Origin of the sequence: Pelagovum pacificum (assembly GCF_016134045.1) — a bacterium.
Lineage (GTDB): Bacteria > Pseudomonadota > Alphaproteobacteria > Rhodobacterales > Rhodobacteraceae > Oceanicola > Oceanicola pacificus_A.
In genome coordinates this window covers 3,940,896-3,963,376 of the sequence record NZ_CP065915.1, presented here as the reverse complement: position 1 = coordinate 3,963,376, position 22,481 = coordinate 3,940,896, and the positions used below count along the sequence as shown (strand labels likewise).

Sequence of the window (22,481 nt, the reverse complement as noted above, 5' to 3'; positions counted from 1 at the left end):
TACAGGTTTGTCGCGAGTGGATACCCGTTCGTGGCGCGCATTGAACGCGCACCCTACGTGGACGGCCTGTCGCTGTCGTAGGGTGCGCGCTCGATGCGCACCCTACACCACCACCTCGCGCGCGACCTGGTCACCGACGCCGAATACCCGCTTGTAACGCTCGATCTCGCTCTCCGGACCCATCGCCTTGTTGGGATTGTCGGACAGCTTGACCGTCGGCCGGCCCTCCGCGGCGACGGCCTTGCAGACCAGCGAGAAGGGCGCGAGCGCGTCGTCCGGCGCAAGGCCGCGGAAGTCGTTGGTCAGCATCGTGCCCCAGCCGAAAGATACCTTCACCCGGCCCGAGAACCGGGCGTGCAGTTCCACAATCTTGTCGGCGTCGAGCCCGTCGGAGAAGATCACCAGCTTGTTGCGCGGGTCCTCGCCACGCTCCTTCCACCAGCGGATCGCCGTCTCCGCCCCTTCCGCGGGGTCCCCGGAATCGATGCGTATGCCGGTCCATTCCGTCAGCCAGTCCGGCGCGCGGTCGAGGAAGCCCTGCGTTCCGTAGGTGTCGGGCAGGATGATCCGCAGGTTGCCTTCATGCTCCTCGTGCCAGTCGGACAGCACGTCGTAGGGCGCGCGGGCGAGCGCCTCGTCCCCGTCGGCCATCGCGGCATAGACCATCGGAAGCTCGTGGGCATTGGTGCCGATCGCCTCGAGATCGCGGTTGCGGGCGATGGCGCAGTTCGAAGTGCCGGTGAAGGCATCGCCGAGCCCCTCGACCATCGCGCGCACAGCCCAGTCCTGCCAGAGGAACGAGTGCCGCCTCCGCGTGCCGAAGTCCGCGACCTTCAGGCCGTCGATCTTGCGCAGCATCTCGATCTTTTCCCACAGCTTCGTCATGGCGCGGGCATAGAGCACCTGAAGCTCGAACCGACCCATGTCGCGCAGCACGGCGCGGCCCCGCAGCTCCATCAGCACGGCGAGCGCGGGAATCTCCCACAACATGACCTCTGGCCACTTGCCTTCGAACGTCAGCTCGTACTGGCCGTCGCGCTTCTGCAGGTCGTAGGGCGGCAGGCGCAGGTTCTCGAACCAGTCCATGAACTCGGGCGTGAACATCTGCCGCTTGCCGTAGAAGGTGTTGCCCCGCATCCATGTGCTCTCCCCCCGCGTGAGCGAGAGCGAGCGGATGTGATCGAGCTGTTCGCGCAGCTCTCCTTCGTCGATCAGGTCGGCGAGCCGCACGGAGGTCGTGCGGTTGATGAGCGAGAACGTGACGTTCGTGTCCGGGTGATTGCGGAACACCGACTGGCACATGAGCAGCTTGTAGAAATCCGTGTCGATCAGGGAGCGGACGATCGGGTCGATCTTCCACTTGTGGTTCCAGACACGTGTCGCGATGTCGACCATTTCGGCTCCTTCAGTTGCGCCTCTTATTGCAACCGTCCGGCGGGGCGTAAAGCTGCACTCGCCCCGCTCGGCGGAAGGCGATAATAGTTTACTATTGTGGTCAGGTATTTTGTGGCTAGGGTCAGGAGGAGACCGATCCCCAGGAATCAAGTGCCGGAAGACCATGAAACACATCGCCCTCGCCGCGTTCGCCCTCTTGTCCGCCGTCCCCGCTGCCGCGCAGGACACGCGCACGGTCACCGACCATTCCGGTCACGAGGTGACGCTCCCCGCCGATCCACAGCGGATCGTGTCCCTGCACGACTGGACCGCGACCGTGATGGCGTGGGAGCTGGGCGCGAACCTGATCGGCAGCACCGGCCGCGTCACGTCCGACGGCGGCTACTTCGTCCGCTCGGGCCGCGAGCTATACGGGCTGACGTTCGACGACATCGCGCTTGCCTCCGTGCACGGGCAGATCGATGTCGAGCAGATCGCCGCCCTGCAGCCCGACCTCATCATCGGCAACCTCGGCGATACGCTGTCCCTGCGCGACCAGCTGTCGGCTATCGCGCCGACAATCATCTACGATCCCGCGAACGGGCAGGACGCGCTGACCAACTATGCCGAATTCGCCGGTTGGGTGAACCGGGCGGAAACGTTCGATGCGCTACAGGCGGCCTACGACGCGCGGATCGAGGAGCTACGACCCGCGATCATGCCGCAGGGCGAAGCGCCGACCTACGTCATCATCCTGCCGGATGCGGACGACGTGCAGATCCGGCTGTTCCGGACCTACGGCGCGCAGTCGCAGGTGCTGGAGGATCTCGGGTTCGAGCCGCTGCCGGTCGTCGACCAAGTGCCCGAGGCGGCGCAGGAGACGACGATCTCGGCCGAACTGATCAGGGAGCTCGACGCCGACTGGGTCTTCACCTCCCACATCGCCGACCGGGGCGAGGACGACACGACCGCGCTGACCGCGCTCGAGCAGATCGCCCCGGGATCGACGGATATGCTTGGTGCGGTGACGGCCGGACGCTTCCACTCCTCGGACCGGTTCTACGTCTATCCGATGACCTTCGCGGCGATGGACTACGTCCTGGAAGAGATCGAGGCTCTGGTCTCTGCCGACTAGGCGATGCGGGGGCCGGTGACCCGGCCCCCTCTGTTTATTCGGCGGGAGCAGGCGCCGGCGCCGTGTACGTCGCCCGGCCCATCAGCCAGACATGCAACGCCGCGGCCAGCGCCGCGCCGATCAACCAGGCGTAGCCCGAAAGCGCGCCGAGCACCGGCACCCAGACCGTCGCGACGGAGAAGACCCCCGCGATCCCGACGGCATAGAGCGCCTTGCGGTTCCAGCCGCCCTCGTACCAGTAGAGGCCGGTCGGAGAGGGCGAGAACAGCGCGGGCACGTCGAGCTGCCGCTTCTTCACGATGTAATAGTCCGCAACCAGCACGCCGTAGAGCGGGGCGAGGATCGCGCCAAGCGTGTCGACGAACACCGCGATGCCGATGGTTGAGATCGCCGCCACCCAGAACGCCCCGATGAAGAAGGCGAGGCCCGCCGTGATCATGCCACCCGTCCTCGCCGAGATGCGCGCGGGCGCCAGATTGGCGAGGTCGTAGGCCGGCGGGATGAAGTTCGCGACGAGGTTGATCCCCACTGTCGCTGCGAAGAACGTGAGTGCCGCGATCAGCGTCAGTAGCACGCTGTCCACTTGGCCGACGATCTCCGCCGGGTTGGTGAGGATCGTGCCGAAGATCGCTGCCGTGCCCGCCGTGATGAACATCGCGAGGAACGAGAAGACGGCGAGGCTGACCGGCAGTCCGAGGAAGTTGCCCATACGCATCTTGCCGTCGGTCTGCACGAAGCGGGCGAAGTCGCCGTAGTTGATGATGACCGCCGCGAAGTAGGCGATCATCGTACCGACCACACCGATGAAGGCACCGACGCCGCCGGACGTGCCATCCTCCGCGGCCGCGCCGGAGAAGATGACCCCGAGCTCCGAGAACAGGCCGTTCCCGGCACGGAACCAGATGTAGAGCGCAAGCAGGATCATCACCGCGTAAACGAGCGGGCCGGCCCAGTTGAGGAACTTCGTGATCCAGTCGATGCCGCGCATGAAGAGCGCCACCTGGAAGATCGAGACGAAGACATACGCGATCCAGTCGACGGTGGTCAGGCCGAGGAAGGTCGCGCCCTCCGCGCCGCCGAACAGCGCGTAGATCAGCATCGCGACGGCGGTCGAGGCGAAGTAGGTCTGCACCCCGTACCAGAAGATTGCGACGATGCCGCGGATCATGGCCGGGAGGTTGGCGCCCCGCACGCCCATCGCCGCACGGGCCATCACCGGATAGGGGATGCCGTATTTCACGCTCGGCCGGCCGGTGAGGTTCACCAGCCCCATGACGATGAGCCCTGCTAGAACGATGGCCGCGAACACCCACCAGCCGTTGATGCCCGAGCTGATGAAGAGAGAGGCGGCAAGCGTGTAGCCGAACAGCGACTGGATGTCGTTCGACCAGACGTTGAAGATCTCGAAGGCGCCCCACTTCCGCTTCTCCGGCGGCAGGGGTGCGAGATCCTCGTTGTAGAGAGAGCCGTCGGTCTCGGCGGCAGTGATAATGGCGAAATCGTCGGCTGGCATGATGTGATCCCCCGTGTCCCGATCTATCGCGAGTCGTGGATCAACCTTTGCATCCCACCGGGGGACCGGTTCGCCCCTGACCGACATTTCGAGGCCCGGATGCAACGAATGCGGGAATGTTTCCCCCGGCCACCCGCCCGATGCCGAGCGATTGAGCAGAACAGAATCCGTAGGGTGCGCGCTTGATGCGCACCCCGAAGGGTCCGACCGGGGGTGCGCATCGAGCGCGCACCCTACGCCCAGATGACGTCGCTGATCCGGGGGGCGCCGGTCGCGAGCATCACCAGCCGGTCGAACCCAAGGGCGATCCCGGACGACGGCGGCATGTGGGCCAGCGCGGCGAGAAACTCCTCGTCCAGCGGATAGCGGCTGCCGTAGATGCGCTCCCGCTCGTCCATGTCGGCGGTGAACCGGGCGCGCTGCTCCTCCGGGTCGGTCAGCTCTCCGAAGCCGTTGGCGAGCTCGACACCGCAGGCGAACAGCTCGAACCGTTCGGCGACGCGCGGGTCGTCCGGGCAGCGCCGGGCGAGCGCGGCTTCGGGCGCCGGATAGCGGTCGAGGAAGGTCGCCGCGTGGCCCAGCCCGGGCTCGACCTCTCCGACCAGTACGCGGGAGAAGAGATCGGACCATGTCTCCCCGTCCATATGTTTGACGCCAACCCGGTCGAGCGCCGCCGCAAGGCGACCGGTATCCGGAACGCCGTCCGGCAGTGTCGACAGCAGGTCGATCCCGGCCTCGCCGAATGCGTCGGCGACCGAAACCCGGCGCGGCGCGATCAATGGATCGCAGGTGGCCTCACCATGCCGCAGCAGGGAAGACCCTGCCGCCTCGGCCGCGACGCGCAGCAACTCGGCGCAATCCTCCATCAGCACGGTGTAGGGCGCGTTCGCGCGATACCACTCCAGCATCACGAACTCAGACCCGTGGCGCGGACCGCCCTCCCGGTTGCGCCATACGTGAGAGAAGGTGAATATCCGCTCCTCCCCCGCCGCCAGCAGCTTCTTCATCGCGAACTCGGGCGACGTGTGAAGGTAGCGGCGACGCGTCGAGAGATTGGGCGCGATCTCTTCTGTCTCGAAGGCGTGGAGGTGCGTCTCGTTCCCCGGAGAGGTCACCATGCAGAGTGGATCGACCTCGACGAAGCCCCGGCCCTCGAACCAGTCACGGATCGCCCGCTGAATCCGGTTTCGGGCCAGCAACACAGGGCGACGGTCCGCGTGATGCTCCCTGTCCCACCACGACATGACTGGCCCTCCGTGCGCTGATGCGGTAACGGACCCGGTAACGCGAACCAGAGACACCCACAAGGAGACGCCCAATGGCGAAAGTCATCGCATCACAGCTGCGCAAGGGCAACGTCGTCGACATTGACGAGAAGCTCTACGTGATCCTCCGGGCGGAGAACTTCCACCCCGGCAAAGGCACCCCCGTCACTCAGATCGAGATGCGCCGCATCTCCGACGGCGTGAAGGTGTCTGACCGCTGGAAGACGACCGACAGCGTCGAGCGCGCCCACGTCGAACAGAAAGAATTCCAGTTCCTCTACGAGGACGGCGAAGGCTACCACTTCATGGACCCCGAGACCTTCGAACAGGTCGCGGCGCAGGAAGACGTGGTGGGCGACAGCAAGGTCTGGCTGCAGGAAGGCATGATCTGCTTCCTGTCGATCCACAACGAAATCGCCATCGCGCTGGACCTGCCGCAGAAGGTGACGGTCGAGATCGTGGAGACGGAACCGGTGGTGAAGGGGCAGACGGCGTCGTCGTCCTACAAGCCCGCGCAGGCGGACAACGGCGTGCGCGTCATGGTCCCGCCGCACATCGGCGTCGGCACCCGCGTCGTGGTCAACACCGAGGATGCCTCCTACGTCGAGCGTGCGAAGGACTGAGGTGGCAGTCGCCTACTCGATCCATTCCGTATCGTAGCTGTATTCCTCGCCCGCGCTGTTGGACGAGCCGATCATGATCGAGAAGCCGTAGTCGGTGAAGTAGTTGAACCGCGGCTCGTACCATGAGCCGTCGGCTTCGGTCACCCGCACCTTGAAGCCCCGCGTGGCGATCGGGCAGCCGCTGATGATGCGGTTGCCGTAACCCAGAGCCTCAAACGTGATCGTGCCCGACATGCTTTCGCCCGGGGCGTTGCGCTCGAACGGGACGTCGACGCTGGAGCTTGGCGGTGGAAGCGCGCCGGGTGCCCCCTGCGGGTAGCTCGTCACCCAGCGCGAGTCGTCGATGATGCCGCCCGACTCGTCGAGATCGAACTCCTCCACCGGAAGCATTCCGAAGCGGTAGACGCCACCGAACCCGGTGTCGAACTCGAGGTCGTTCATCTCGAGCACGAGGTCGGGACCGAGCCGCTGGTAGGTGACGATGGCCCCGTCGTCGAAGGCGATGGTGATCCCCTCCGCGTCGAGTTGGGACGGATCAGGGCATTGCGCGAACGCGGGTCCGGCGCAGAACAGCGCCGCGAACAGAAATCGGATCATTGAAATATTTCCCCCGGAAACGAGTCATGCCACCGAAACCCCGGCGGCCGCCATTCCATTGAGGGACGCGGCAAGCGACCCGTCAAGGTCGATCCCGCGGCAGAGATCCGTGCGCACCTCGACCGAGAAGCCGAGCTTCGCGGCGTCGACGGCAGAGAAGTTCACGCAGAAGTCGGTCGCGAGACCGACCATCACCAACTTCGAGATACCGCGTGTGCGCAGGTATCCTTCGAGGCCGGTCGGCGTCTCGTGATCGTTCTCGAAAAAGGCGGAGTAGCTGTCGATCTCCGGGTTGTAGCCCTTTCGGATGATCAGGTCGGCGGGGTCGGTGCGCAGGTCGGCGTGAAACGCCGCACCGTTCGAGCCCTGGATGCAGTGATCCGGCCAGAGCACCTGCGGCCCGTAGGGCATATCGGTCATTTCCATCGGCGCCTTGCCCGGATGGGACGAGGCAAAGGACGAATGACCGGCCGGGTGCCAGTCCTGCGTCAGCACGACGGCGGCGAATTCGTCCATCAACGCGTTGATGCCGGGAACGATCTCGTCCCCACCGGTGACGGCGAGCGCGCCGCCGGGGCAGAAATCGTTCTGGACGTCGATGACGATGAGGGCGGTGTCGGTCATGTCCGGGCTCCGGTTGGATGGGTCGGCGCGAGCCTATTGCGGCAGCGCATGGGGTAAAACCCCATCCTACTGCATGCCGCGCATCTCCTGCCGCCGTTCGACCGTCCGGGCGAGGCCGAGCTGGCGCTCGCGGTAGACGATCACGACACCGGCGAAGATGATGAGCGCGGAGCCGACCAGCATCGCGACGGTCGGGATCTCGGCGAACCAGACGTAGCCGATGATGATCGCCCACAGCATCGAGACGTAGTTGAACGGCGCGACAACTCCGGCGTCGGCGAAGCGGTAGGCCGAGGTCAGCAGGATCTGCCCCACCCCGCCGATCAGGCCTGCGCCGACGAGCCAGATCCAGTCCGTCCCCTGCGGCATGACCCAGCCGAACGGGATCGTCAGCAGGGCCATCAGCGATGCGGTCAGCGAGAAGTAGAAGACGATCGCCGCCGTCGTCTCCTTCCCTGACATCGACTTCACGAAGATCTGGGCGAGCGCGGCGAGGCAGGCGGAGCTCAGCGCCAGCGCGGCGCCGACCGCTTCGGACGTGCCGGTTCCGGCGCTCAGGCGCGGCATGGTGATGATGAGAACCCCGGCCAGGCCGGTGAGGACCGCCGTGATCCGGATTGCGCGGAGCCGCTCCCCCAGCATCAGCGCGGCCAGCACGACCATCACGACCGGCGTTGCGAAGCGTATGGCCGTCACCTCGGGCAGGGGGAGATAATGGAGCGAGGCAAAACCGATCCCCATGGCCATCGACCCGACGATCCCGCGCAGCGCATGGCCCTTGTAGTTCTTCGTCTTGATGCCGCCCTGCAGCCCGCCGGTCATGGCGAGCCACGCGATCACCACCGGAAGAGCGAGGAAGGAGCGGAAGAACATGATCTCGCCGGCAGGAATGGTGTCGGCGGCTTTGACGAAGGCGGACATGACCGTGAAGGCGGTCACGGCGAGGGACATGAGGACCGCGCCGAGCATCGGTCTTTGCTGAGTTGACATGTCGCCTCACCTACGCCCGTTCACGTCGGGCCGCCAGTGGCCCTCGTCAGGTCAGCGAGGAGGCGCGACGGACTCCTGACGCCGCCGCGGCTACGCAGGCGCGCGGTGCCGCCGGTCGTTTGGCAGATGGTCGAGACGGCGACGTCCTATCGACCGCCGCCGAGGACCTCGATCGCTTCGCTGAAATCGGGGCCGACGTGAACCGGGATGCCCTTCTGGCGGAGTGTGCGAACGTTGACCTCGGTCGCGGCGTCGCGCTTCCGGCGCGGCGCACGCAGGATCACCCGCTGGATCCGTCCCTTGTGACGGCGGGCGGCGGCGGCGTAGATCTCGGAATCGAACTGGCCGGTGTCACCGATCAGCACGAAAGGCAGACCCGGATTGGCGGCAAGGATCGTGTCGATGGCGTGGGACTTGTGGTCGCTGTGGCTCGACGCCAGGGGCCGCTTGTCGTTGAGCCCGAAGTCCCGCAGGAACATGGGCCCACGAACCAAGTTGTGCCGTGCAAAGACCCGCTCGAGGAAATCGTGCAGGTTCCACGGCGACGAGCTGACGTAGAAGACCGGATTCCGCCCGCCGGCGCTGAGCCGGCTGATAAGCTCCACCGCGTCGGGGAAAATGTGCCGGGTGTGGATGTTGCCCATGAGCGAGGTCCACACCAGCCGGATACGCGACCAAGCGCCGGTCTGAAGCATGGTGTCGTCGACGTCGGAAATCACGCCAATCTCCGCGTCCGTACCGGGAGCGAAGGCGGGCATCACCGCCTCGGCCACGGGCATTTCCCCGTCTTCCCAAGCGTAGGGCAGCCCGCCCGGCGCCGGCACTTCGTCGAGATGTTCGACCTTGACCTCGACCCAGCCCGAAACGCCATCGCGCGGGACAGACAGGGTGAAGTAGCCTTCCTCGTCACTTGCCACGCGGCAGCCCCGCGCCCGGATCGAGACGCCGGAGACCTCGTCCGTCAGGAACAGCCGCAGCATCTGACGAAAGTTGGTGAACCAATGCTGGTCGGGGCGCGGCTCGGACCGGCGCAGCGCCGTGAGCACACGCCCCCGAAGGACGATCTCCTCCGGGGTCGCGTAGCCGATATAAGGCTCTATCACTGGCTGCGCGCCGGTTTGCCGCCGTCGCTGGCGACGGTCGAAGAGCCCCTCGATGCGATGCACGAACCGGGCGAGATAGCCCACCATCTTCATTCCGCCGGCACGATCCTCTTGATGCCGCCGTTCGGGGCCGGCGCGTCGATCAGCACGAGAACCGAGCCATCGGGCGCGACTTCGACGTCGCGGACGCGGCCGATACCTTCTGCAATGCGCTCTTCCCCGGTCACGAGACCATCCTCCAGTGACAGACGCACGACGGCGCCGGCGACCAGTCCGCCGATCAGCAGGTCGCCCTGCCAGTCGGAGAACATGTCGCCTTCATAGAACATCATTCCGCCGGGTGCGATGACCGGATCCCAGTAATAGACCGGCTGTTCCATCCCCTCCATCACGGCGTCCCCGGTGCCGACCGGCGTGCCGCGATAGTTGATGCCGTAGCTGATCTCGGGCCAGCCGTAGTTCAGGCCGGGTTCGGGCATGTTCAGCTCGTCCCCGCCGGCGGGGCCATGTTCGATCGTCCAGAGCGTCCCGTCCGGGTCGATCGCCGCGCCCTGCATGTTGCGGTGGCCGTAGCTCCAGATCGTGTCCACCCCGCTCCCGTCGGCGAAAGGGTTGTCGTCCGGCGCTTCGCCGGTGACCGCATCGACGCGGATCACCTTGCCGTAGGTGGTGTCGAGATCCTGCGCCAGCACGCGGTCGGATTCGGCGGAATGCTCGCCCGTGGTGATGAAGGCGTTGTCGGTGCCCGGCTCGAAGACGATCCGGCTGCCGTAGTGCATCGGGTTCTGCGAGGGCGGGTCCTGCACGAAGATGTCCGTGACCTCGGTCAGCTCCGTCGCGTCCTCCGACAGCAGGCCGGTCGCGGCGGCGGTGACGGTGCCGCCGTCGACAGCCTTGGCATAGGTCAGCCAGACGCGACGGGTGTCCGCGAAATCATCGCGCACGGCGACGTCGAGCAGGCCGCCCTGCCGCCGGGCGTCCACTTCGGGAACGCCGGCGATGGGATCGGACAGGGTGCCGTCCTCCGCGACGTGGCGCAGGCGGCCGGGCCGTTCGGTCACGAGCGTGGTGCCGTCCGGCAGGAACGCGATGCCCCAAGGGGCATCGAGGCCAGTGACAAAGTCCTCGACCGATACGGCGGTCTCGGGCAACGCCTCGGCGCGGGTCTGTTCTGGGAAGGCAGGCTCGAAATCGGCGTTCGGCTCTCCCTGCTGGACGGGCTGGGCGCAAGCTGCGACGGGCAGCCAGAAGGCAATGGCAAGTGTCAGACGCATGAGGGTCTCCAATCTGGGCGCATCCTGACAAAGGTCATGGGCGCTACTCAACCCCGCTTGTCGAGCTGGAGCGCCGCCCAGCGCGCCGCATCACGAACAGTCTCATCCGCGTCATCGGTCAGGGTCTGCGCCACCGGGCGAAGCGCCGGATCGTCGGAATTGCCGATGGCATACGCGACATTCCTGACGAAACGGTTGCGACCGATGCGCTTGATCGGACTGCCGGAAAATCGCTGCCGGAAGCTCGCGTCGTCCAGCGCGGCGAGTTCAGCAAGACGCGGCGGCTCGCTTCCGCCGGCATAGCGGGTCTCGGTCGCGGTCTGGGCAAACTTGTTCCACGGGCAGACGGCGAGGCAATCGTCGCAGCCATAGATCCGGTTGCCGAGCCCCGGGCGCAGGGCCTCGTCCACCGGCCCGTGATGTTCGATCGTGAGGTAGGAAATACAGCGCCGCGCATCGAGCTGGAACGGCGCGGGGAAGGCGTTGGTCGGACAGATGTCGAGGCATCGGGTGCAGCTGCCGCAGCGCTCCTCACCCGGTGCGTCGGGCGCCAGATCGATGGTTGTGAAGATCGCGCCGAGGAAGACCCAGTTGCCGATCCCCCGCCCCAGCAGGTTCGTGTGCTTGCCCTGCCAGCCAAGCCCGGCAGCTGCCGCGAGCGGCTTTTCCATCACCGGTGCCGTATCCACGAAGACCTTGATCTCCGGCGGTTGCATAGCACCCGCCGCGTGAGCGACAGGCGTTTGCGAAGAACCCGCCGAAAGCGGCACCCGGTGCCGCGACGGGCTCTGGTCACGCTTCACTGCCTCCTCGAGCAGCCAGCGCCCGACCTTCTTCAGTCGCTTCTTGACGACATCGTGATAGTCCCGCCCCTGCGCATAGACGCTGATCGCACCACGGTCGCGGTACTCCAGCACCTCAAGCGGGTCATGCTCCGGTGTATAGGATTCGGCGAGCATCACGACCGACCGCGCCTCGGGCCAGAGCGCCGTCGGATCGCCACGCCAGTGCATCCGCTCTTCCATCCAGCGCATCTGTCCATGCCGCCCCTCGGCGACGAACTCCGCCAGCCGCCCGGCGGTGCCGGGCGCGGCATCGGGGCGACAGACACCCATCTCGGTGAAGCCGGCCTCCAGCGCGTAGCGGCGCAGGGCCTCCTTGAGCCCCTCGTCCCTCATTGGGTCGGAACTGCTCCGGAGGCAGCCGACACCGGCTGGCAACGCCCCCGCATTTTCGGAGAAGATTCGACGGCCCTAGAAATCAAGGTCGGCGTAGTGGGATGGCGGTGGAAAGCCGGGGATCTGGTCGGCGAGCAGCGACCGGAATGCGGGGCGCGACTTGATCTTGGCATACCAGTCCTTCACCACCTCCGACCGGTTCCAGTCGACGTCCGAGATATAGTCGAGCACCGACAGATGCGCCGCGGCCGCAAAATCGGCCAATGTCAGGTCGTTACCGGCCAGCCAGCGCCGCTGGTCTAGCAGGCTTTCCATGTAGGACAGGTGCTCCTTAATGGCGCGCGCCCCGGCCTTCACGTTGCTGCTGTCGGGATAGCCCGTGCCCATCACCTTGCGATAGACCCGCTCGCCCATCAGCTTCGTCGTCACTTCCTCGTTGAACTTGTCGTCGAACCACGTGACCAGCCGGCGCACCTCGTAGCGCGCCTCGGGCCCGCGCGGCAGCAGCGGCGGCGTCGGCACGGTCTCGTCGAGATATTCGCAGATCGCCGTGCTCTCGGAGAGGATGCGGCTGCCGTAGCGCAGCACCGGGACCTTGCCCGCGGGGCTGCGGCGCAGGAATTCCGGATCCTTCTCCCAGTACCGCTCCTCCACCAGTTCGACCTCGAGCTTCTTTTCGGCGAGGGTCAGGCGCACCTTCCGGCAGAAGGGCGAGAGGGCGTAGTGGTACAGGCGGTTCATGTTGGATTGCTCGGATGGTCGGACATGCGCGTGTCTTGCCGTGAACGACGCCGCTTTTCAACAGCACCCGCCCGAAGCGGGCGGGGACCGGCGGCATCGGGCCCGGATCAGTCGAGCCAGCCCTTCAGGTTCGTCTCGATCACACCCGTCAGCGCGTCGATATGCGCCGCGTCGTCATTGAGACAGGGAATGTAGGTGAAGCTCTCGCCGCCCGCATGCTCGAAGCTCTCGCGGATCTCCTCGTTGATCTCCTCGAGCGTCTCGATGCAGTCGGCGGAGAAGGCCGGCGCACAGACCGCGATCCGCTTCGTCCCTGCCTTCGCGAGCCGGGCGACCTCCTCGACCGTGTAGGGTTGCAACCACTCCTCGGGGCCGAACTTCGACTGGAAGGTCGTCTTGATCCGGCTGTTGTCCCAGCCGAGCCGCTCCTTGAGCAGGCGCGTCGTCTTCTGGCACTGGCAATGGTAGGGGTCGCCTTCGTGGAGGTAACGCTCCGGCAGGCCGTGGTAGGAGCAGATCAGCATGTCCGGCTCCTGCGCCATCCCATCGTAGACCCGCCGCACCGACTGGGCGAGCGCGTCGATGTAGGCCGGTTCCTCGAAGTAAGGCGGCACGATCCGCGCGACCGGCTGCCACTTCTCCGCCATCAGCGCCCGAAAGAACTGGTCATTCGCGGTGGCCGAGGTCGCGCCGGCGTAGTGCGGGTAGAGCGGGAAGAACAGGATCCGGTGACAGCCCTGCGCGATCAGCTCCTTCACCTTCGACTCGGTTGAGGGGTTGCCGTAGCGCATGCAGAAATCGACCACGACGTCGTCGCCGTAGCGTTCCTTCAGCGCGTCCCCGATCTTTGCGGTCTGGTCCTTGGTGATCGTCATCAGCGGGCTCTCGTCCGCCTCGTTGTTCCAGATCGTCCGGTAAGCGGCACCGGAGGAGAACGGCCGCTTGGTCAGAACGATCAGCTGCAGGATCGGCTGCCACTTCCAGCTCGCGTAGTCGATCACCCGCTTGTCTGAGAGGAACTCCCCCAGGTAGCGCCGCATCGACCAGTAGTCGGTCGCGTCAGGCGTTCCGAGGTTGGCGAGCAGGATGCCCACCTTCTCGCGTTTGACCGGCGGGTGATCGGCGGGCGCGTGCGCCGGCCGGCTGGCATCCGAATTGTCGAGCATCTGTCCGTTTCCCTCCGACTGCATCCCGATCAGGCAGATAACGCCCTCGACCGGGGGGTCAATCTTCGCGGTCCAGCGGCATTTCGTCCGTCTCGAGCGCGTCGGCCAGCCGGGACTTCGCCGATCCGGGTCGCAGCGGCTTCGGCTGGCTTTCGTCCGGGGCCCAGCCGGTCAGCGTCACGATCTCGAACGTTGCCGGGATCCGGCCGTCCGGTTGCGCGAAGCGGTCGGCATATATCGCCATCGCCTCCATCAGCACCGCGCGGCGCGTCGGCTTGCGCAGCCGGCCGAAGAGCGCGTTCTGCTCCCCCATCGCGCGAAGGTCGCGCATCAGGTGCAGCGGCGTCTCGTACGTCACCGTATAGGGCGTCGTGTCGGCGACCGGCAGGGCGAAGCCGGCCCGGTGCAGCAGCGCGCCGAGATCGCGCACTTCACCCATCGGCGCGACACGGGGCGAGAGGCCGCCGGTCACGCGGGCCTCGGCCTCTGCCAGCGAAGCGCGCAATTCGTGCAATGTCTGGCCACCGAACAGCGACGCCAGCAAAAGGCCGTCGGGCCGCAGCGCATGGCGGGCCTGCACGAGCTGCCCGACCGGATCGTCCGCCCAGTGCAGGGACAGAGCGTGGATGACGAGGTCGGCGCTGTTCTCCTCGACATCGAGGACGGGCGTGTCAGCCACGATGCGGGCACTGGGTCGACGGGCGCTCCAGAACTCCGGCCAGCCAGTCACGACCACCTGATCCGAAAACGTCCTGTTAACCTCTTCCAGTCTTTCCTCCGTCTCGTCGGCGAGTGCGTCGAGCAGGAAGGTCGCCGGGGCGCGCGCCGCCTTCTGGCGGTTGCGCAGCAGGGCGTCGCGGTCGGTCAGGCGGGGCGTGTCGGTCATCGGGCGCATGTAGGCAGCGGAGGGCGGGGATGCAAAAGATTCTTCGGGCGATCTACCCGGCCACCTGCGTGATGTGCGAGACGCTGACCGGGTCGGAGTTCGGGCTTTGTCCGGATTGCTGGAAGCAGACGCCGTTCATCACGGGACTGTGCTGCGACCTCTGCGGCACGCCGCTTCCCGGCGCGGGGGCGCCGGGGCCGGAGACGGTGTGCGACGATTGCCTGCGTATCGCGCGGCCCTGGGCACAGGGCCGCGCGGCGCTCGCCTATTCCGGGCTCGGCCGGTCGATCCCCTTGGCGCTGAAGCATGGCGACCGGACCGATCTCGTCCGGCCCGCCGCCCGCTGGATGGCACGCGCGGCCGCGCCGCTGCTCACTGATAACCCGATCATAGCTCCGGTGCCTCTGCACTGGCTCCGCCTCGCCCGGCGGCGGTTCAACCAGTCCGCCCTGCTCGCGCAGCGTATCGGGCGGGAGCTGTCGCTGCCCGTTGTTCCGGACCTGCTTCAACGGCACCGATGGACGATACCGCTCGACTTTCATCGGCGGGACGAGCGGTTCGCGATCCTTTCCGGCGCGATACGCACACATCCGCGTCACCTCGCGCGACTGGCCGGGCGCGCTGTCCTGCTGGTCGACGACGTGATGACGACCGGAGCGACACTCGCCGCCTCAACCGAAGCACTGATGGCGGAGGGCGCAGGGCAGGTTCGCGTGCTGGTACTGGCTAGAGTGGCAAAAGACCCTTAAGTCTGGGGTCGAACCCTCCCGAGGATATGACCATGCAGCCAGTAGAAATCTACACGACACCCATCTGCGGCTTCTGCCACGCCGCCAAACGCCTGCTCAACGAGAAGGGTGTTAACTTCAACGAGATCGACGTGATGCAGGATCCTGATCGCAAGGCCGAGATGGTGCAGCGCGCGCAAGGCGGCCGCACCGTCCCGCAGATCTTCGTCGGCGACATTCATGTCGGCGGCTGTGACGAGCTTTATGCGCTGGAGCGCGCGGGCAAGCTGGACGCGCTGCTGGCGGCGTGAAGGCGGCGCTGCTCCAGATCACCGGGACGGACGAGCCCGCGCGGAACCTCGACATGCTCCGCACCCTCATCGGCCAGGCGGCGGACGAGGGCGCGGGCTTCGTGCTGACGCCCGAGGTCTCGAACTGCATCAGTCAGAGCCGCACCCGGCAAGAGGCGGTGCTGACGGACGAAGCCTCCGACCCGGTTCTCGCCGGTCTGCGGGACGAGGCCGCGACACGCGGCATCTGGATCTCGCTGGGCTCCATCGCGGTGAAGACCGGCGATGCGGACGGGCGGTTCGCCAACCGTTCGCTTCTGATCGGGCCGGATGGCGCAATCGTCGCGCGCTACGACAAGATGCACATGTTCGACGTCACGGTGTCGGAGACGGAAGCCTACCACGAAAGCAAGGGCTACCGCCCCGGTTCCGAAGCGGTGCTGGCCCGAACGCCGTTCGGCACCGTCGGGCTGACGGTCTGTTACGACGTGCGGTTTGCCTATCTTTATCGGGCGCTGGCGAAGGCGGGGGCGGAAATCATCCTCGTGCCCTCCGCCTTCTCGCCCGTCACCGGCGCCGCGCACTGGGAGACGCTGCTGCGCGCCCGCGCGATTGAGACCGGTTGCTACGTCCTCGCCTCCGCACAGGTGGGAGAGCATCCTGCGACGGAGGGCCGGCAGCGCAAGACCTGGGGACACGCGATGGCGGTCTCGCCCTGGGGCGAAGTGCTGTGCGACCTCGGCGACGTCCCGGGCATCGGCTACGTCGAGCTCGACCCGGCGGCAGTGGCGGAGGCGCGGCGCAAGGTGCCGTCGCTGACGCATGACCGGGACTTCTCGGGACCATGAGCAAGGCGTCCGATCACCTTGCCGTCACGCTGTTCTCGGAGATCATCACGGTCGAGCAGCTGGCCCGCACCAACGTGGCCAAGGTCCTGCCCAAGGGCATGGAGCTGTCGCAGTTCGCCGTCCTCAATCATCTCGCCCATACCGGGCTGGAGCGGACGCCGGCGCAGCTCGCCAAGAGCTTCCACCTGACGCGCGGTGCCATGACCAACACGCTGGGCAAGCTCGAATGGGCCGGATGGGTTCACATCCGGCCCGACTGGGACGATGCGCGGCGCAAGATGGTGTCGATCTCGCCCTCCGGCCTTGCCGCTCGCAACGCCGCGCTTTCGGCGATCACACCTCTGATCGCCGACGTCGTGGACAAGGTCGGGGCGGAAAAGGTCCGAGCCGCCCTGCCGGTCCTGCGGGAACTCCGACTAAAGCTGACCAACGGCGAGTAGGATGTGCCCCGCGGGGGCGCATCGTCACTGACCCGGCTTCACCGCCGCCGTCACGTAGTTCACCGAGAGGTCCCGGTCCGAGATCGACCACGACCAGCCCAGCGGATTGAACACGAATCCCTTGCGGTCCACCGGGTCCAGCCCGGCTTCTCGCAGCAGCGCGAACAGTTCGTCCGGCGTGATGAACTTGGTGAACTCGTGCGTGCCCTTCGGCAGCCAGCGCATCACCCACTCCGCACCGACAATGGCCATCGCGAAGCTCTTGGGATTGCGGTTGATGGTGGAGCAGATGTGCAGCCCGCCCGCCTTCAGCAGCTGCCGGCAGGCGGTCAGGTAGGCGAGCGGGTCGGACACGTGTTCGACGACTTCCATGTTGAGCACGACATCGAACTGCTCGCCCGCCTCCGCCATCGCCTCTGCCGTTGTGTGCCGGTAGTCGATATCGAGGCCGGACTGCTCCGCATGGATGCGCGCGACGGGAATGTTCCGCTCCGCCGCGTCGGCACCGACGACTGTCGCGCCGAGCCGCGCCATCGGTTCGCACAGCAAGCCGCCACCGCAGCCGATGTCGAGCAGGCGCAACCCCTCGAACGGCCGCGCGGCTTTCGGGTCGCGTCCGAACTCGGCGGCGATCTGCGCCACGATGTAGTCCAAGCGGCACGGGTTGAGCATGTGGAGCGGCTTGAACTTGCCATCCGGATCCCACCATTCTTCGGCCATAGCCTGGAACTTGGCGACTTCGGCATCGTCCACGGTGCTGGTCGGCATTTGCATCGATCCCTGCGAAATGTCATTTCAACCGGGGTGATCCCCCGCTCGGTTCCCTATATAGAGTTCAGATGGACAAGGTCTCGGGACATAAGCGCACGCAAAGTCACCTCTACCCGCCGGTCGACCCGTTCGATCAGCGGATGCTGGAGGTCGGCGACGGACACAGGGTCTACGTGGAGCAATGCGGCAACCCCGACGGGCTGCCGGTCGTCGTGCTGCACGGCGGCCCCGGCGGCGGCTGTTCGCCCGCCATGCGGCGCTACTTCGACCCGAAGCACTACCGCATCGTCCTGTTCGACCAGCGGGGCTGCGGCCGCTCGCGGCCCCATGCCAGCGTCGAGAACAACACGACGTGGCACCTCGTCTCCGACATCGAGAAGATCCGCGACGTGCTCGGCATCGATCGCTGGATCGTGTTCGGCGGCTCGTGGGGCGCGACTCTCGCGCTGATCTACGCGCAGGAACATGCGGACCGCGTGGCCGCACTCGTCCTGCGGGGCGTCTTCCTGATGCGCCAGCAGGAACTCGACTGGTTCTACGGCGGGGGCGCCGGACGGTTCTGGCCGGAGCTCTGGGACCAGTTCGAATCTATGGTCCCGGAAGATGAACGCGACGACCTGATCGCCGCCTATCACCGCCGCCTGTTCTCGGGCGAGGTGATGACCGAAACCCGGTTTGCCCGGGTCTGGGCGACATGGGAAAACGCGCTGGCCTCGATCCACAACGACGGACAGGGCGGCGAGTCGCCGGCGGACTACGCCCGCGCGTTCGCCCGGCTCGAAAACCACTATTTCACGAACAGCGGCTTCCTCGGGCCTGACCGACAGATCCTCGACCGGGTTGATCGGATCGACCAGATTCCCGGATGGATCGTGCAGGGTCGCCACGACATGATCTGCCCTCCGATCTCCGCCTACGAGCTTTCGAAGAAGTGGAGCAAGGCGCAGCTGAAGATGATTCCGCGCGCCGGACATGCGCTGTCCGAACCGGGGATCAGCAGCGAACTGGTCAAGATCATGGACATGCTCGCGGTGCGCCGCGACAAGCTGGAGTGGGCGTCGTGAGCGGCAGCGCCAATCGTCGTCACCTGCTGGCCGCCGGTCTTGCCGCCGCCGTCTTCGCCGCGTCGGGTATGCCCGTCCGTGCCGGTGGCGTGCGTGGCGGGACCTTGCGCGCCGGGCTCGGCGGCGGGTCCGCGACGGACAGCTGGGACGGGGCAACTCACGACGGGCTCTTCATGACCGCCGTGGCGGCTGGTGCGGTGTTCGACACGCTGACGGAAGTCGCTGCCGACGGTGCCCTGCGGGGCGAGCTTGCGACCGGATGGGAGCCGTCCTCGGACGCGCGCACCTGGGACTTCACGTTGCGCGACGGGGTCCGCTTCCACGATGGCGCGCCTTTCAGCGCGGCGGACGTGGTCGCGACTTTCGACCGGCTCGGCTCCGCCGGACCGCTGGCGCAAGTGACGTCGATCGAGGCGACCGGGCCGCTTGGCCTGCGCCTGACGCTCGCCGCGCCGAATGCCAACCTGCCGTTCGAGCTGTCCGACCCGCGCCTGTTCGTCCAGCCGCGCGGCGAGGTCACGCCGGTCGGCACAGGCCTTTACCGCGTTGGGGCGTTCGAGCCGGGCCGCCGATTCCTCGGCCGTCGGGTGGACGAGCATTGGAAAGACGGTCGCGCCGGCTGGTTCGAGCAGGTGGACGTCCTTGCCATCGATCCCTCCGCCGTGCGGCTTGCCGCGCTGCGCTCGGGCCGGGTGGATGCGATCGACGGGGTCGACCTCCACGCCGTCGGCATGCTGCGTGCGTCGGGCGATCACGTCGTATCCGAAGCCGGCGACTGGGTGCAGGCGGTGTCGCACCGCGTCGGAATGCCCGGCCGGATCGGCACGAAGCGGCCGATGGACGATGCCCGTTTCATTGAGCGGTGGTGGGCGGCATGACCCGCCCCCGGCCAAGAGGGCTTGAAATCCTCGGGGGCCGGGAGTATCTGCCTGATCAACAGCGGTGCGCTGGGGTCCAAACCCGGTGCTCCACCGGAAAATTCAACGGGCCGCTGGCCCGTTTTTTTGTGTCTGGAGTAGTGACATGTCGGACCTGATCGCCAAGACGGCGATGGACCGCAGAATCGCAGAGATCATCACGCCCACGGTCGAGGACATGGGCTACGAGGTCGTGCGTGTCCGCCTTCAGGGCGGCCTCAACCCGACGCTGCAGGTCATGGCGCAGAAGCCCGACGGCACGATCGAGGTCTACGACTGCGCCGAGATTTCGACCGCCATCAGCGCCGTCATGGATGTCGAGGACCCGATTCTCGACGCCTACACGCTCGAGGTGTCCTCCCCCGGGATCGACCGGCCGCTGACCCGGCTGAAGGATTTCGACCAGTGGGAAGGCTACGTCGCCAAGATCGAGACGACCGAGATGATCGACGGCCGCCGCCGCTTTAAGGGTGTGCTGGACGGGACCGAAGGCAGCGAGGTCCTGATCGAGATCGAGGAACATGGGGAGCCTCTGACGATCGGGCTCCAGTTCGACTGGCTCAGCGATGCGAAGCTTGTCCTGACGGACGAGCTGATCCGCGAAGTGCTGAAGGGCCGTAAGGATGCGGGCCAGATCGACGAGAAGAATTTCGACGAGGTTGAGACCGTCCTCGACGGCTCGGATGAGGAGAACGACTGATGGCAATCACATCGGCCAACCAGCTTGAACTGTTGCAGACCGCCGAGGCAGTCGCGCGCGAAAAGATGATCGACCCGTCGCTGGTCGTGGAGGCGATGGAAGAGTCGCTCGCCCGTGCCGCGAAGAGCCGCTACGGCGCCGAGATGGACATCCGTGTCGCCATCGACCGGCGCACCGGCCGTGCGACCTTCACGCGCGTCCGCACCGTGGTCGAGGACGAGGAGCTGGAGAACTACCAGGCCGAGCTCACCGTCGAGCAGGCCAAGCAGTATCTGACCGATCCTGTCATCGGCGACACCTTCGTCGAAGAGATCCCGCCGGTCGAACTGGGCCGCATCGCCGCGCAGTCCGCCAAGCAGGTCATCCTGCAGAAGGTCCGCGAAGCCGAGCGCGACAAGCAGTACGAAGAGTTCAAGGATCGCGCCGGCACGATCATCAACGCCCAGGTCAAGCGCGAGGAATACGGCAACGTCATCGTCGACGTGGGCGCCGGTGAAGCCGTGCTGCGCCGGAACGAGAAGATCGGCCGTGAAAGCTATCGCCCGAACGATCGTATCCGCTGCTACATCAAGGACGTCCGCCGCGAGCAGCGCGGGCCGCAGATCTTCCTGAGCCGTACCGCGCCGGAGTTCATGGCCGAGCTGTTCAAGATGGAAGTCCCCGAGATCTACGAGGGCATCATCGAAATCAAGGCCGTCGCCCGTGATCCGGGCTCGCGCGCCAAGATCGCCGTGATCTCCTACGACAACTCGATCGACCCGGTCGGCGCCTGCGTCGGTATGCGCGGCTCCCGCGTTCAGGCCGTCGTGAACGAGCTCCAGGGCGAGAAGATCGACATCATCCCGTGGAACGAGGACGTTCCGACGTTCCTCGTCAACGCGCTGCAGCCCGCCGAGGTGACGAAGGTCGTTCTCGACGAGGAAGCCGAACGGATCGAAGTCGTCGTTCCGGAAGAGCAGCTCTCCCTCGCCATCGGCCGTCGCGGTCAGAACGTGCGGCTGGCCTCCCAGCTGACCGGTCTCGACATCGACATCATGACCGAAGAGGAAGAATCGAAGCGTCGCCAGGCCGAGTTCGAGGAGCGCACCAAGCTGTTCATGGACACGCTGGACCTCGACGAATTCTTCGCCCAGCTCCTCGTTTCCGAAGGCTTCACCAACCTCGAAGAAGTCGCCTACGTCGAGCAGGACGAGCTTCTCGTCATCGACGGCGTGGACGAGAGCACGGCAGCCGAACTCCAGGCCCGTGCCCGCGACTACCTCGACGAGCAGAACCGCGTCGCGCTCGAGAAAGCGCGCGAGCTTGGCGTCGAGGACAGCCTCGTCAACTTCGAGGGCCTGTCGCCGCAGATGGTGCTGGCCCTTGCCGAGGACGGCGTGAAAACGCTCGAGGACTTCGCGACCTGCGCCGACTGGGAACTGGCCGGCGGCTGGACCACGGTCGACGGTGAGCGCGTGAAGGACGACGGCGTGCTCGAGAAGTTCGACGTCTCGCTGGAAGAGGCGCAGGACATGGTGATGACCGCCCGCGTTCTGCTCGGCTGGGTTGATCCCGACGACCTGAACCCCGAAGTCGAGGAAGAGGACGCCGAGGCGTCCGAGGAAGAGGCGGAGGCCTGATCCACAAGCATGGCACGAGGCGGACATAGCAAGGAACGCGGCGATCCCGAGCGCCGGTGCATCGTCACCGGCGAGGTTCAGCCGCGAGAGGGGTTGATCCGCTTCGTTTCATCCCCAGATAATGTCATCGTGCCCGACGTGCTTGAAAAGCTGCCGGGCCGGGGCATCTGGGTTTCCGCCGACCGGTCCGTTCTGGACCAGGCGAAGGCAGGCCAGTTCGCCCGCGCCGCCAAGGCCAAGGTCGACGTTCCGGAAGGACTGACCGACGAGGTCGAGCGTCAGCTCGCCCGGCGTGTCACTGAACTGATTGCGCTGGCCCGGAAGGCCGGGCTGGCCGTGGCGGGCTTCGAGAAGGTCAAGAACTGGCTGGCCGACAAACCGGTCCGCGTTCTGCTGCAGGCAAGCGACGGATCGGTCCGCGGCAAGGCCAAGCTCTGGACGCCCGAAGGTGCGAGGTACTTCGACTGCTTGACGTCGTCGGAACTCGGTGTGGCCTTCGGACGGGAAAGTGTGATACATGGCGCCCTCTCTACTGGCGGACTCAGTGACCGTGTTGTAGAGGAAGCCGCAAAGCTTAGGGGCCTGCGGCCCAAAGACGGCGGCGATCCGGCCGCACGGAAGGACAATTGAGCTAC

General features: G+C 66.3%; 24 protein-coding genes. 11 read left to right on the top strand and 13 right to left on the bottom strand.

Annotation, left to right across the window (positions count from 1 at the left end; genetic code table 11):
- Positions 1-102: 102 nt before the first annotated feature.
- On the bottom strand, positions 103-1,395 hold the full coding sequence (gene pncB / locus I8N54_RS19480; protein WP_140194799.1) for a nicotinate phosphoribosyltransferase: 1,293 nt from the start codon (positions 1,393-1,395) through the stop codon (positions 103-105).
- Between the two features lie 163 nt (positions 1,396-1,558).
- Here pncB and I8N54_RS19475 point away from each other — a divergent pair, with 163 nt between their 5' ends.
- Positions 1,559-2,509, top strand: a complete 951-nt coding sequence (locus tag I8N54_RS19475) for an ABC transporter substrate-binding protein (protein WP_197097564.1) — start codon at positions 1,559-1,561, stop codon at positions 2,507-2,509.
- A 34-nt stretch (positions 2,510-2,543) separates the two neighbouring features.
- Here the strand turns inward: I8N54_RS19475 and I8N54_RS19470 are convergent, their stop codons facing one another.
- Together I8N54_RS19470 and epmA are read right to left on the bottom strand one after the other, a co-directional pair.
- Positions 2,544-4,022: an NCS1 family nucleobase:cation symporter-1 gene (locus I8N54_RS19470; RefSeq protein ID WP_140194803.1), complete on the bottom strand. Its 1,479-nt coding sequence runs from the start codon at positions 4,020-4,022 to the stop codon at positions 2,544-2,546.
- Positions 4,023-4,255: 233 nt separating this feature from the next.
- Positions 4,256-5,266 (bottom strand): EF-P lysine aminoacylase EpmA, encoded by a 1,011-nt coding sequence (gene epmA / locus I8N54_RS19465; RefSeq protein ID WP_140194805.1) that lies wholly within the window; start codon positions 5,264-5,266, stop codon positions 4,256-4,258.
- Between the two features lie 74 nt (positions 5,267-5,340).
- Here epmA and efp point away from each other — a divergent pair, with 74 nt between their 5' ends.
- On the top strand, positions 5,341-5,910 hold the full coding sequence (gene efp / locus I8N54_RS19460; protein WP_140194807.1) for an elongation factor P: 570 nt from the start codon (positions 5,341-5,343) through the stop codon (positions 5,908-5,910).
- A gap of 12 nt (positions 5,911-5,922) precedes the next feature.
- Here efp and I8N54_RS19455 read toward each other — a convergent pair whose 3' ends face one another.
- From I8N54_RS19455 to I8N54_RS19415, 9 genes are all read right to left on the bottom strand, one after another.
- Positions 5,923-6,507 (bottom strand): hypothetical protein, encoded by a 585-nt coding sequence (locus I8N54_RS19455; protein WP_140194809.1) that lies wholly within the window; start codon positions 6,505-6,507, stop codon positions 5,923-5,925.
- A gap of 24 nt (positions 6,508-6,531) precedes the next feature.
- On the bottom strand, positions 6,532-7,131 hold the full coding sequence (gene pncA / locus I8N54_RS19450; protein WP_140194811.1) for a bifunctional nicotinamidase/pyrazinamidase: 600 nt from the start codon (positions 7,129-7,131) through the stop codon (positions 6,532-6,534).
- Between the two features lie 66 nt (positions 7,132-7,197).
- Positions 7,198-8,121 (bottom strand): DMT family transporter, encoded by a 924-nt coding sequence (locus tag I8N54_RS19445; protein WP_140194812.1) that lies wholly within the window; start codon positions 8,119-8,121, stop codon positions 7,198-7,200.
- A 146-nt stretch (positions 8,122-8,267) separates the two neighbouring features.
- Entirely contained in the window at positions 8,268-9,317 is a 1,050-nt protein-coding gene (locus tag I8N54_RS19440) for an App1 family protein (protein ID WP_140194814.1), read from the bottom strand.
- Positions 9,314-10,498 (bottom strand): PQQ-dependent sugar dehydrogenase, encoded by a 1,185-nt coding sequence (locus I8N54_RS19435; protein WP_140194816.1) that lies wholly within the window; start codon positions 10,496-10,498, stop codon positions 9,314-9,316. Before I8N54_RS19435 ends, I8N54_RS19440 begins: the two co-directional genes overlap by 4 nt.
- Before the next feature lie 47 nt (positions 10,499-10,545).
- Positions 10,546-11,676 (bottom strand): tRNA epoxyqueuosine(34) reductase QueG, encoded by a 1,131-nt coding sequence (gene queG, locus I8N54_RS19430; protein WP_140194818.1) that lies wholly within the window; start codon positions 11,674-11,676, stop codon positions 10,546-10,548.
- Positions 11,677-11,751: 75 nt separating this feature from the next.
- Positions 11,752-12,417, bottom strand: a complete 666-nt coding sequence (gene fzlA / locus I8N54_RS19425; RefSeq protein WP_140194820.1) for an FtsZ-binding protein FzlA — start codon at positions 12,415-12,417, stop codon at positions 11,752-11,754.
- A 107-nt stretch (positions 12,418-12,524) separates the two neighbouring features.
- The gene (gene hemH, locus I8N54_RS19420; RefSeq protein WP_140194822.1) at positions 12,525-13,583 is read right to left on the bottom strand and encodes a ferrochelatase; all 1,059 of its coding nucleotides are present in this window, start codon (positions 13,581-13,583) and stop codon (positions 12,525-12,527) included.
- Positions 13,584-13,641: 58 nt separating this feature from the next.
- Positions 13,642-14,469: a methyltransferase domain-containing protein gene (locus I8N54_RS19415; RefSeq protein ID WP_140194824.1), complete on the bottom strand. Its 828-nt coding sequence runs from the start codon at positions 14,467-14,469 to the stop codon at positions 13,642-13,644.
- 29 nt (positions 14,470-14,498) lie between these two features.
- On the opposite strand from I8N54_RS19415, the gene I8N54_RS19410 reads away from it, so the two are divergent.
- Genes I8N54_RS19410 through I8N54_RS19395 form a run of 4 tightly spaced genes read left to right on the top strand, consistent with a single transcriptional unit; the run spans position 14,499 to position 16,775 of the window.
- On the top strand, positions 14,499-15,218 hold the full coding sequence (locus I8N54_RS19410) for a ComF family protein (protein WP_140194826.1): 720 nt from the start codon (positions 14,499-14,501) through the stop codon (positions 15,216-15,218).
- 32 nt (positions 15,219-15,250) lie between these two features.
- Positions 15,251-15,508 carry a glutaredoxin 3 gene (gene grxC, locus I8N54_RS19405; protein ID WP_140194828.1) on the top strand — a complete coding sequence of 86 codons (258 nt, stop codon included), beginning with the start codon at positions 15,251-15,253 and terminating at the stop codon, positions 15,506-15,508.
- Complete coding sequence (locus tag I8N54_RS19400) at positions 15,505-16,335, top strand: carbon-nitrogen hydrolase family protein (RefSeq protein ID WP_140194830.1); 831 nt, start codon at positions 15,505-15,507, stop codon at positions 16,333-16,335. The genes grxC and I8N54_RS19400 overlap by 4 nt, the downstream gene beginning before the upstream one ends.
- Positions 16,332-16,775 carry a MarR family winged helix-turn-helix transcriptional regulator gene (locus tag I8N54_RS19395; RefSeq protein ID WP_140194832.1) on the top strand — a complete coding sequence of 148 codons (444 nt, stop codon included), beginning with the start codon at positions 16,332-16,334 and terminating at the stop codon, positions 16,773-16,775. The genes I8N54_RS19400 and I8N54_RS19395 overlap by 4 nt, the downstream gene beginning before the upstream one ends.
- A gap of 24 nt (positions 16,776-16,799) precedes the next feature.
- Here I8N54_RS19395 and ubiG read toward each other — a convergent pair whose 3' ends face one another.
- Positions 16,800-17,549: a bifunctional 2-polyprenyl-6-hydroxyphenol methylase/3-demethylubiquinol 3-O-methyltransferase UbiG gene (gene ubiG / locus I8N54_RS19390; RefSeq protein ID WP_140194834.1), complete on the bottom strand. Its 750-nt coding sequence runs from the start codon at positions 17,547-17,549 to the stop codon at positions 16,800-16,802.
- A 65-nt stretch (positions 17,550-17,614) separates the two neighbouring features.
- On the opposite strand from ubiG, the gene pip reads away from it, so the two are divergent.
- The 5 genes from pip to I8N54_RS19365 all read left to right on the top strand — a co-directional run bounded on the left by pip (position 17,615) and on the right by I8N54_RS19365 (position 22,476).
- Positions 17,615-18,610: a prolyl aminopeptidase gene (gene pip / locus I8N54_RS19385; protein ID WP_140194836.1), complete on the top strand. Its 996-nt coding sequence runs from the start codon at positions 17,615-17,617 to the stop codon at positions 18,608-18,610.
- Positions 18,607-19,488 carry an ABC transporter substrate-binding protein gene (locus tag I8N54_RS19380; protein ID WP_140194838.1) on the top strand — a complete coding sequence of 294 codons (882 nt, stop codon included), beginning with the start codon at positions 18,607-18,609 and terminating at the stop codon, positions 19,486-19,488. Before pip ends, I8N54_RS19380 begins: the two co-directional genes overlap by 4 nt.
- A gap of 145 nt (positions 19,489-19,633) precedes the next feature.
- Positions 19,634-20,227 carry a ribosome maturation factor RimP gene (gene rimP / locus I8N54_RS19375; RefSeq protein WP_140194840.1) on the top strand — a complete coding sequence of 198 codons (594 nt, stop codon included), beginning with the start codon at positions 19,634-19,636 and terminating at the stop codon, positions 20,225-20,227.
- Complete coding sequence (gene nusA / locus I8N54_RS19370; protein ID WP_140194842.1) at positions 20,227-21,846, top strand: transcription termination factor NusA; 1,620 nt, start codon at positions 20,227-20,229, stop codon at positions 21,844-21,846. Before rimP ends, nusA begins: the two co-directional genes overlap by 1 nt.
- Positions 21,847-21,855: 9 nt before the next feature.
- Positions 21,856-22,476 carry an RNA-binding protein gene (locus tag I8N54_RS19365; RefSeq protein ID WP_140194844.1) on the top strand — a complete coding sequence of 207 codons (621 nt, stop codon included), beginning with the start codon at positions 21,856-21,858 and terminating at the stop codon, positions 22,474-22,476.
- The last annotated feature ends 5 nt before the right edge of the window (positions 22,477-22,481 follow it).

Bases quoted from the DNA above. Each gene is read 5' to 3' on its own strand.
- pncB (WP_140194799.1), bottom strand. From the start codon at position 1,395: ATGGTCGACATCGCGACACGTGTCTGGAACCACAAGTGGAAGATCGAC.
- I8N54_RS19475 (WP_197097564.1), top strand. From the start codon at position 1,559: ATGAAACACATCGCCCTCGCCGCGTTCGCCCTCTTGTCCGCCGTCCCC.
- I8N54_RS19470 (WP_140194803.1), bottom strand. From the start codon at position 4,022: ATGCCAGCCGACGATTTCGCCATTATCACTGCCGCCGAGACCGACGGC.
- epmA (WP_140194805.1), bottom strand. From the start codon at position 5,266: ATGTCGTGGTGGGACAGGGAGCATCACGCGGACCGTCGCCCTGTGTTG.
- efp (WP_140194807.1), top strand. From the start codon at position 5,341: ATGGCGAAAGTCATCGCATCACAGCTGCGCAAGGGCAACGTCGTCGAC.
- I8N54_RS19455 (WP_140194809.1), bottom strand. From the start codon at position 6,507: ATGATCCGATTTCTGTTCGCGGCGCTGTTCTGCGCCGGACCCGCGTTC.
- pncA (WP_140194811.1), bottom strand. From the start codon at position 7,131: ATGACCGACACCGCCCTCATCGTCATCGACGTCCAGAACGATTTCTGC.
- I8N54_RS19445 (WP_140194812.1), bottom strand. From the start codon at position 8,121: ATGTCAACTCAGCAAAGACCGATGCTCGGCGCGGTCCTCATGTCCCTC.
- I8N54_RS19440 (WP_140194814.1), bottom strand. From the start codon at position 9,317: ATGAAGATGGTGGGCTATCTCGCCCGGTTCGTGCATCGCATCGAGGGG.
- I8N54_RS19435 (WP_140194816.1), bottom strand. From the start codon at position 10,498: ATGCGTCTGACACTTGCCATTGCCTTCTGGCTGCCCGTCGCAGCTTGC.
- queG (WP_140194818.1), bottom strand. From the start codon at position 11,676: ATGAGGGACGAGGGGCTCAAGGAGGCCCTGCGCCGCTACGCGCTGGAG.
- fzlA (WP_140194820.1), bottom strand. From the start codon at position 12,417: ATGAACCGCCTGTACCACTACGCCCTCTCGCCCTTCTGCCGGAAGGTG.
- hemH (WP_140194822.1), bottom strand. From the start codon at position 13,583: ATGCTCGACAATTCGGATGCCAGCCGGCCGGCGCACGCGCCCGCCGAT.
- I8N54_RS19415 (WP_140194824.1), bottom strand. From the start codon at position 14,469: ATGACCGACACGCCCCGCCTGACCGACCGCGACGCCCTGCTGCGCAAC.
- I8N54_RS19410 (WP_140194826.1), top strand. From the start codon at position 14,499: ATGCAAAAGATTCTTCGGGCGATCTACCCGGCCACCTGCGTGATGTGC.
- grxC (WP_140194828.1), top strand. From the start codon at position 15,251: ATGCAGCCAGTAGAAATCTACACGACACCCATCTGCGGCTTCTGCCAC.
- I8N54_RS19395 (WP_140194832.1), top strand. From the start codon at position 16,332: ATGAGCAAGGCGTCCGATCACCTTGCCGTCACGCTGTTCTCGGAGATC.
- ubiG (WP_140194834.1), bottom strand. From the start codon at position 17,549: ATGCAAATGCCGACCAGCACCGTGGACGATGCCGAAGTCGCCAAGTTC.
- pip (WP_140194836.1), top strand. From the start codon at position 17,615: ATGGACAAGGTCTCGGGACATAAGCGCACGCAAAGTCACCTCTACCCG.
- rimP (WP_140194840.1), top strand. From the start codon at position 19,634: ATGTCGGACCTGATCGCCAAGACGGCGATGGACCGCAGAATCGCAGAG.
- nusA (WP_140194842.1), top strand. From the start codon at position 20,227: ATGGCAATCACATCGGCCAACCAGCTTGAACTGTTGCAGACCGCCGAG.
- I8N54_RS19365 (WP_140194844.1), top strand. From the start codon at position 21,856: ATGGCACGAGGCGGACATAGCAAGGAACGCGGCGATCCCGAGCGCCGG.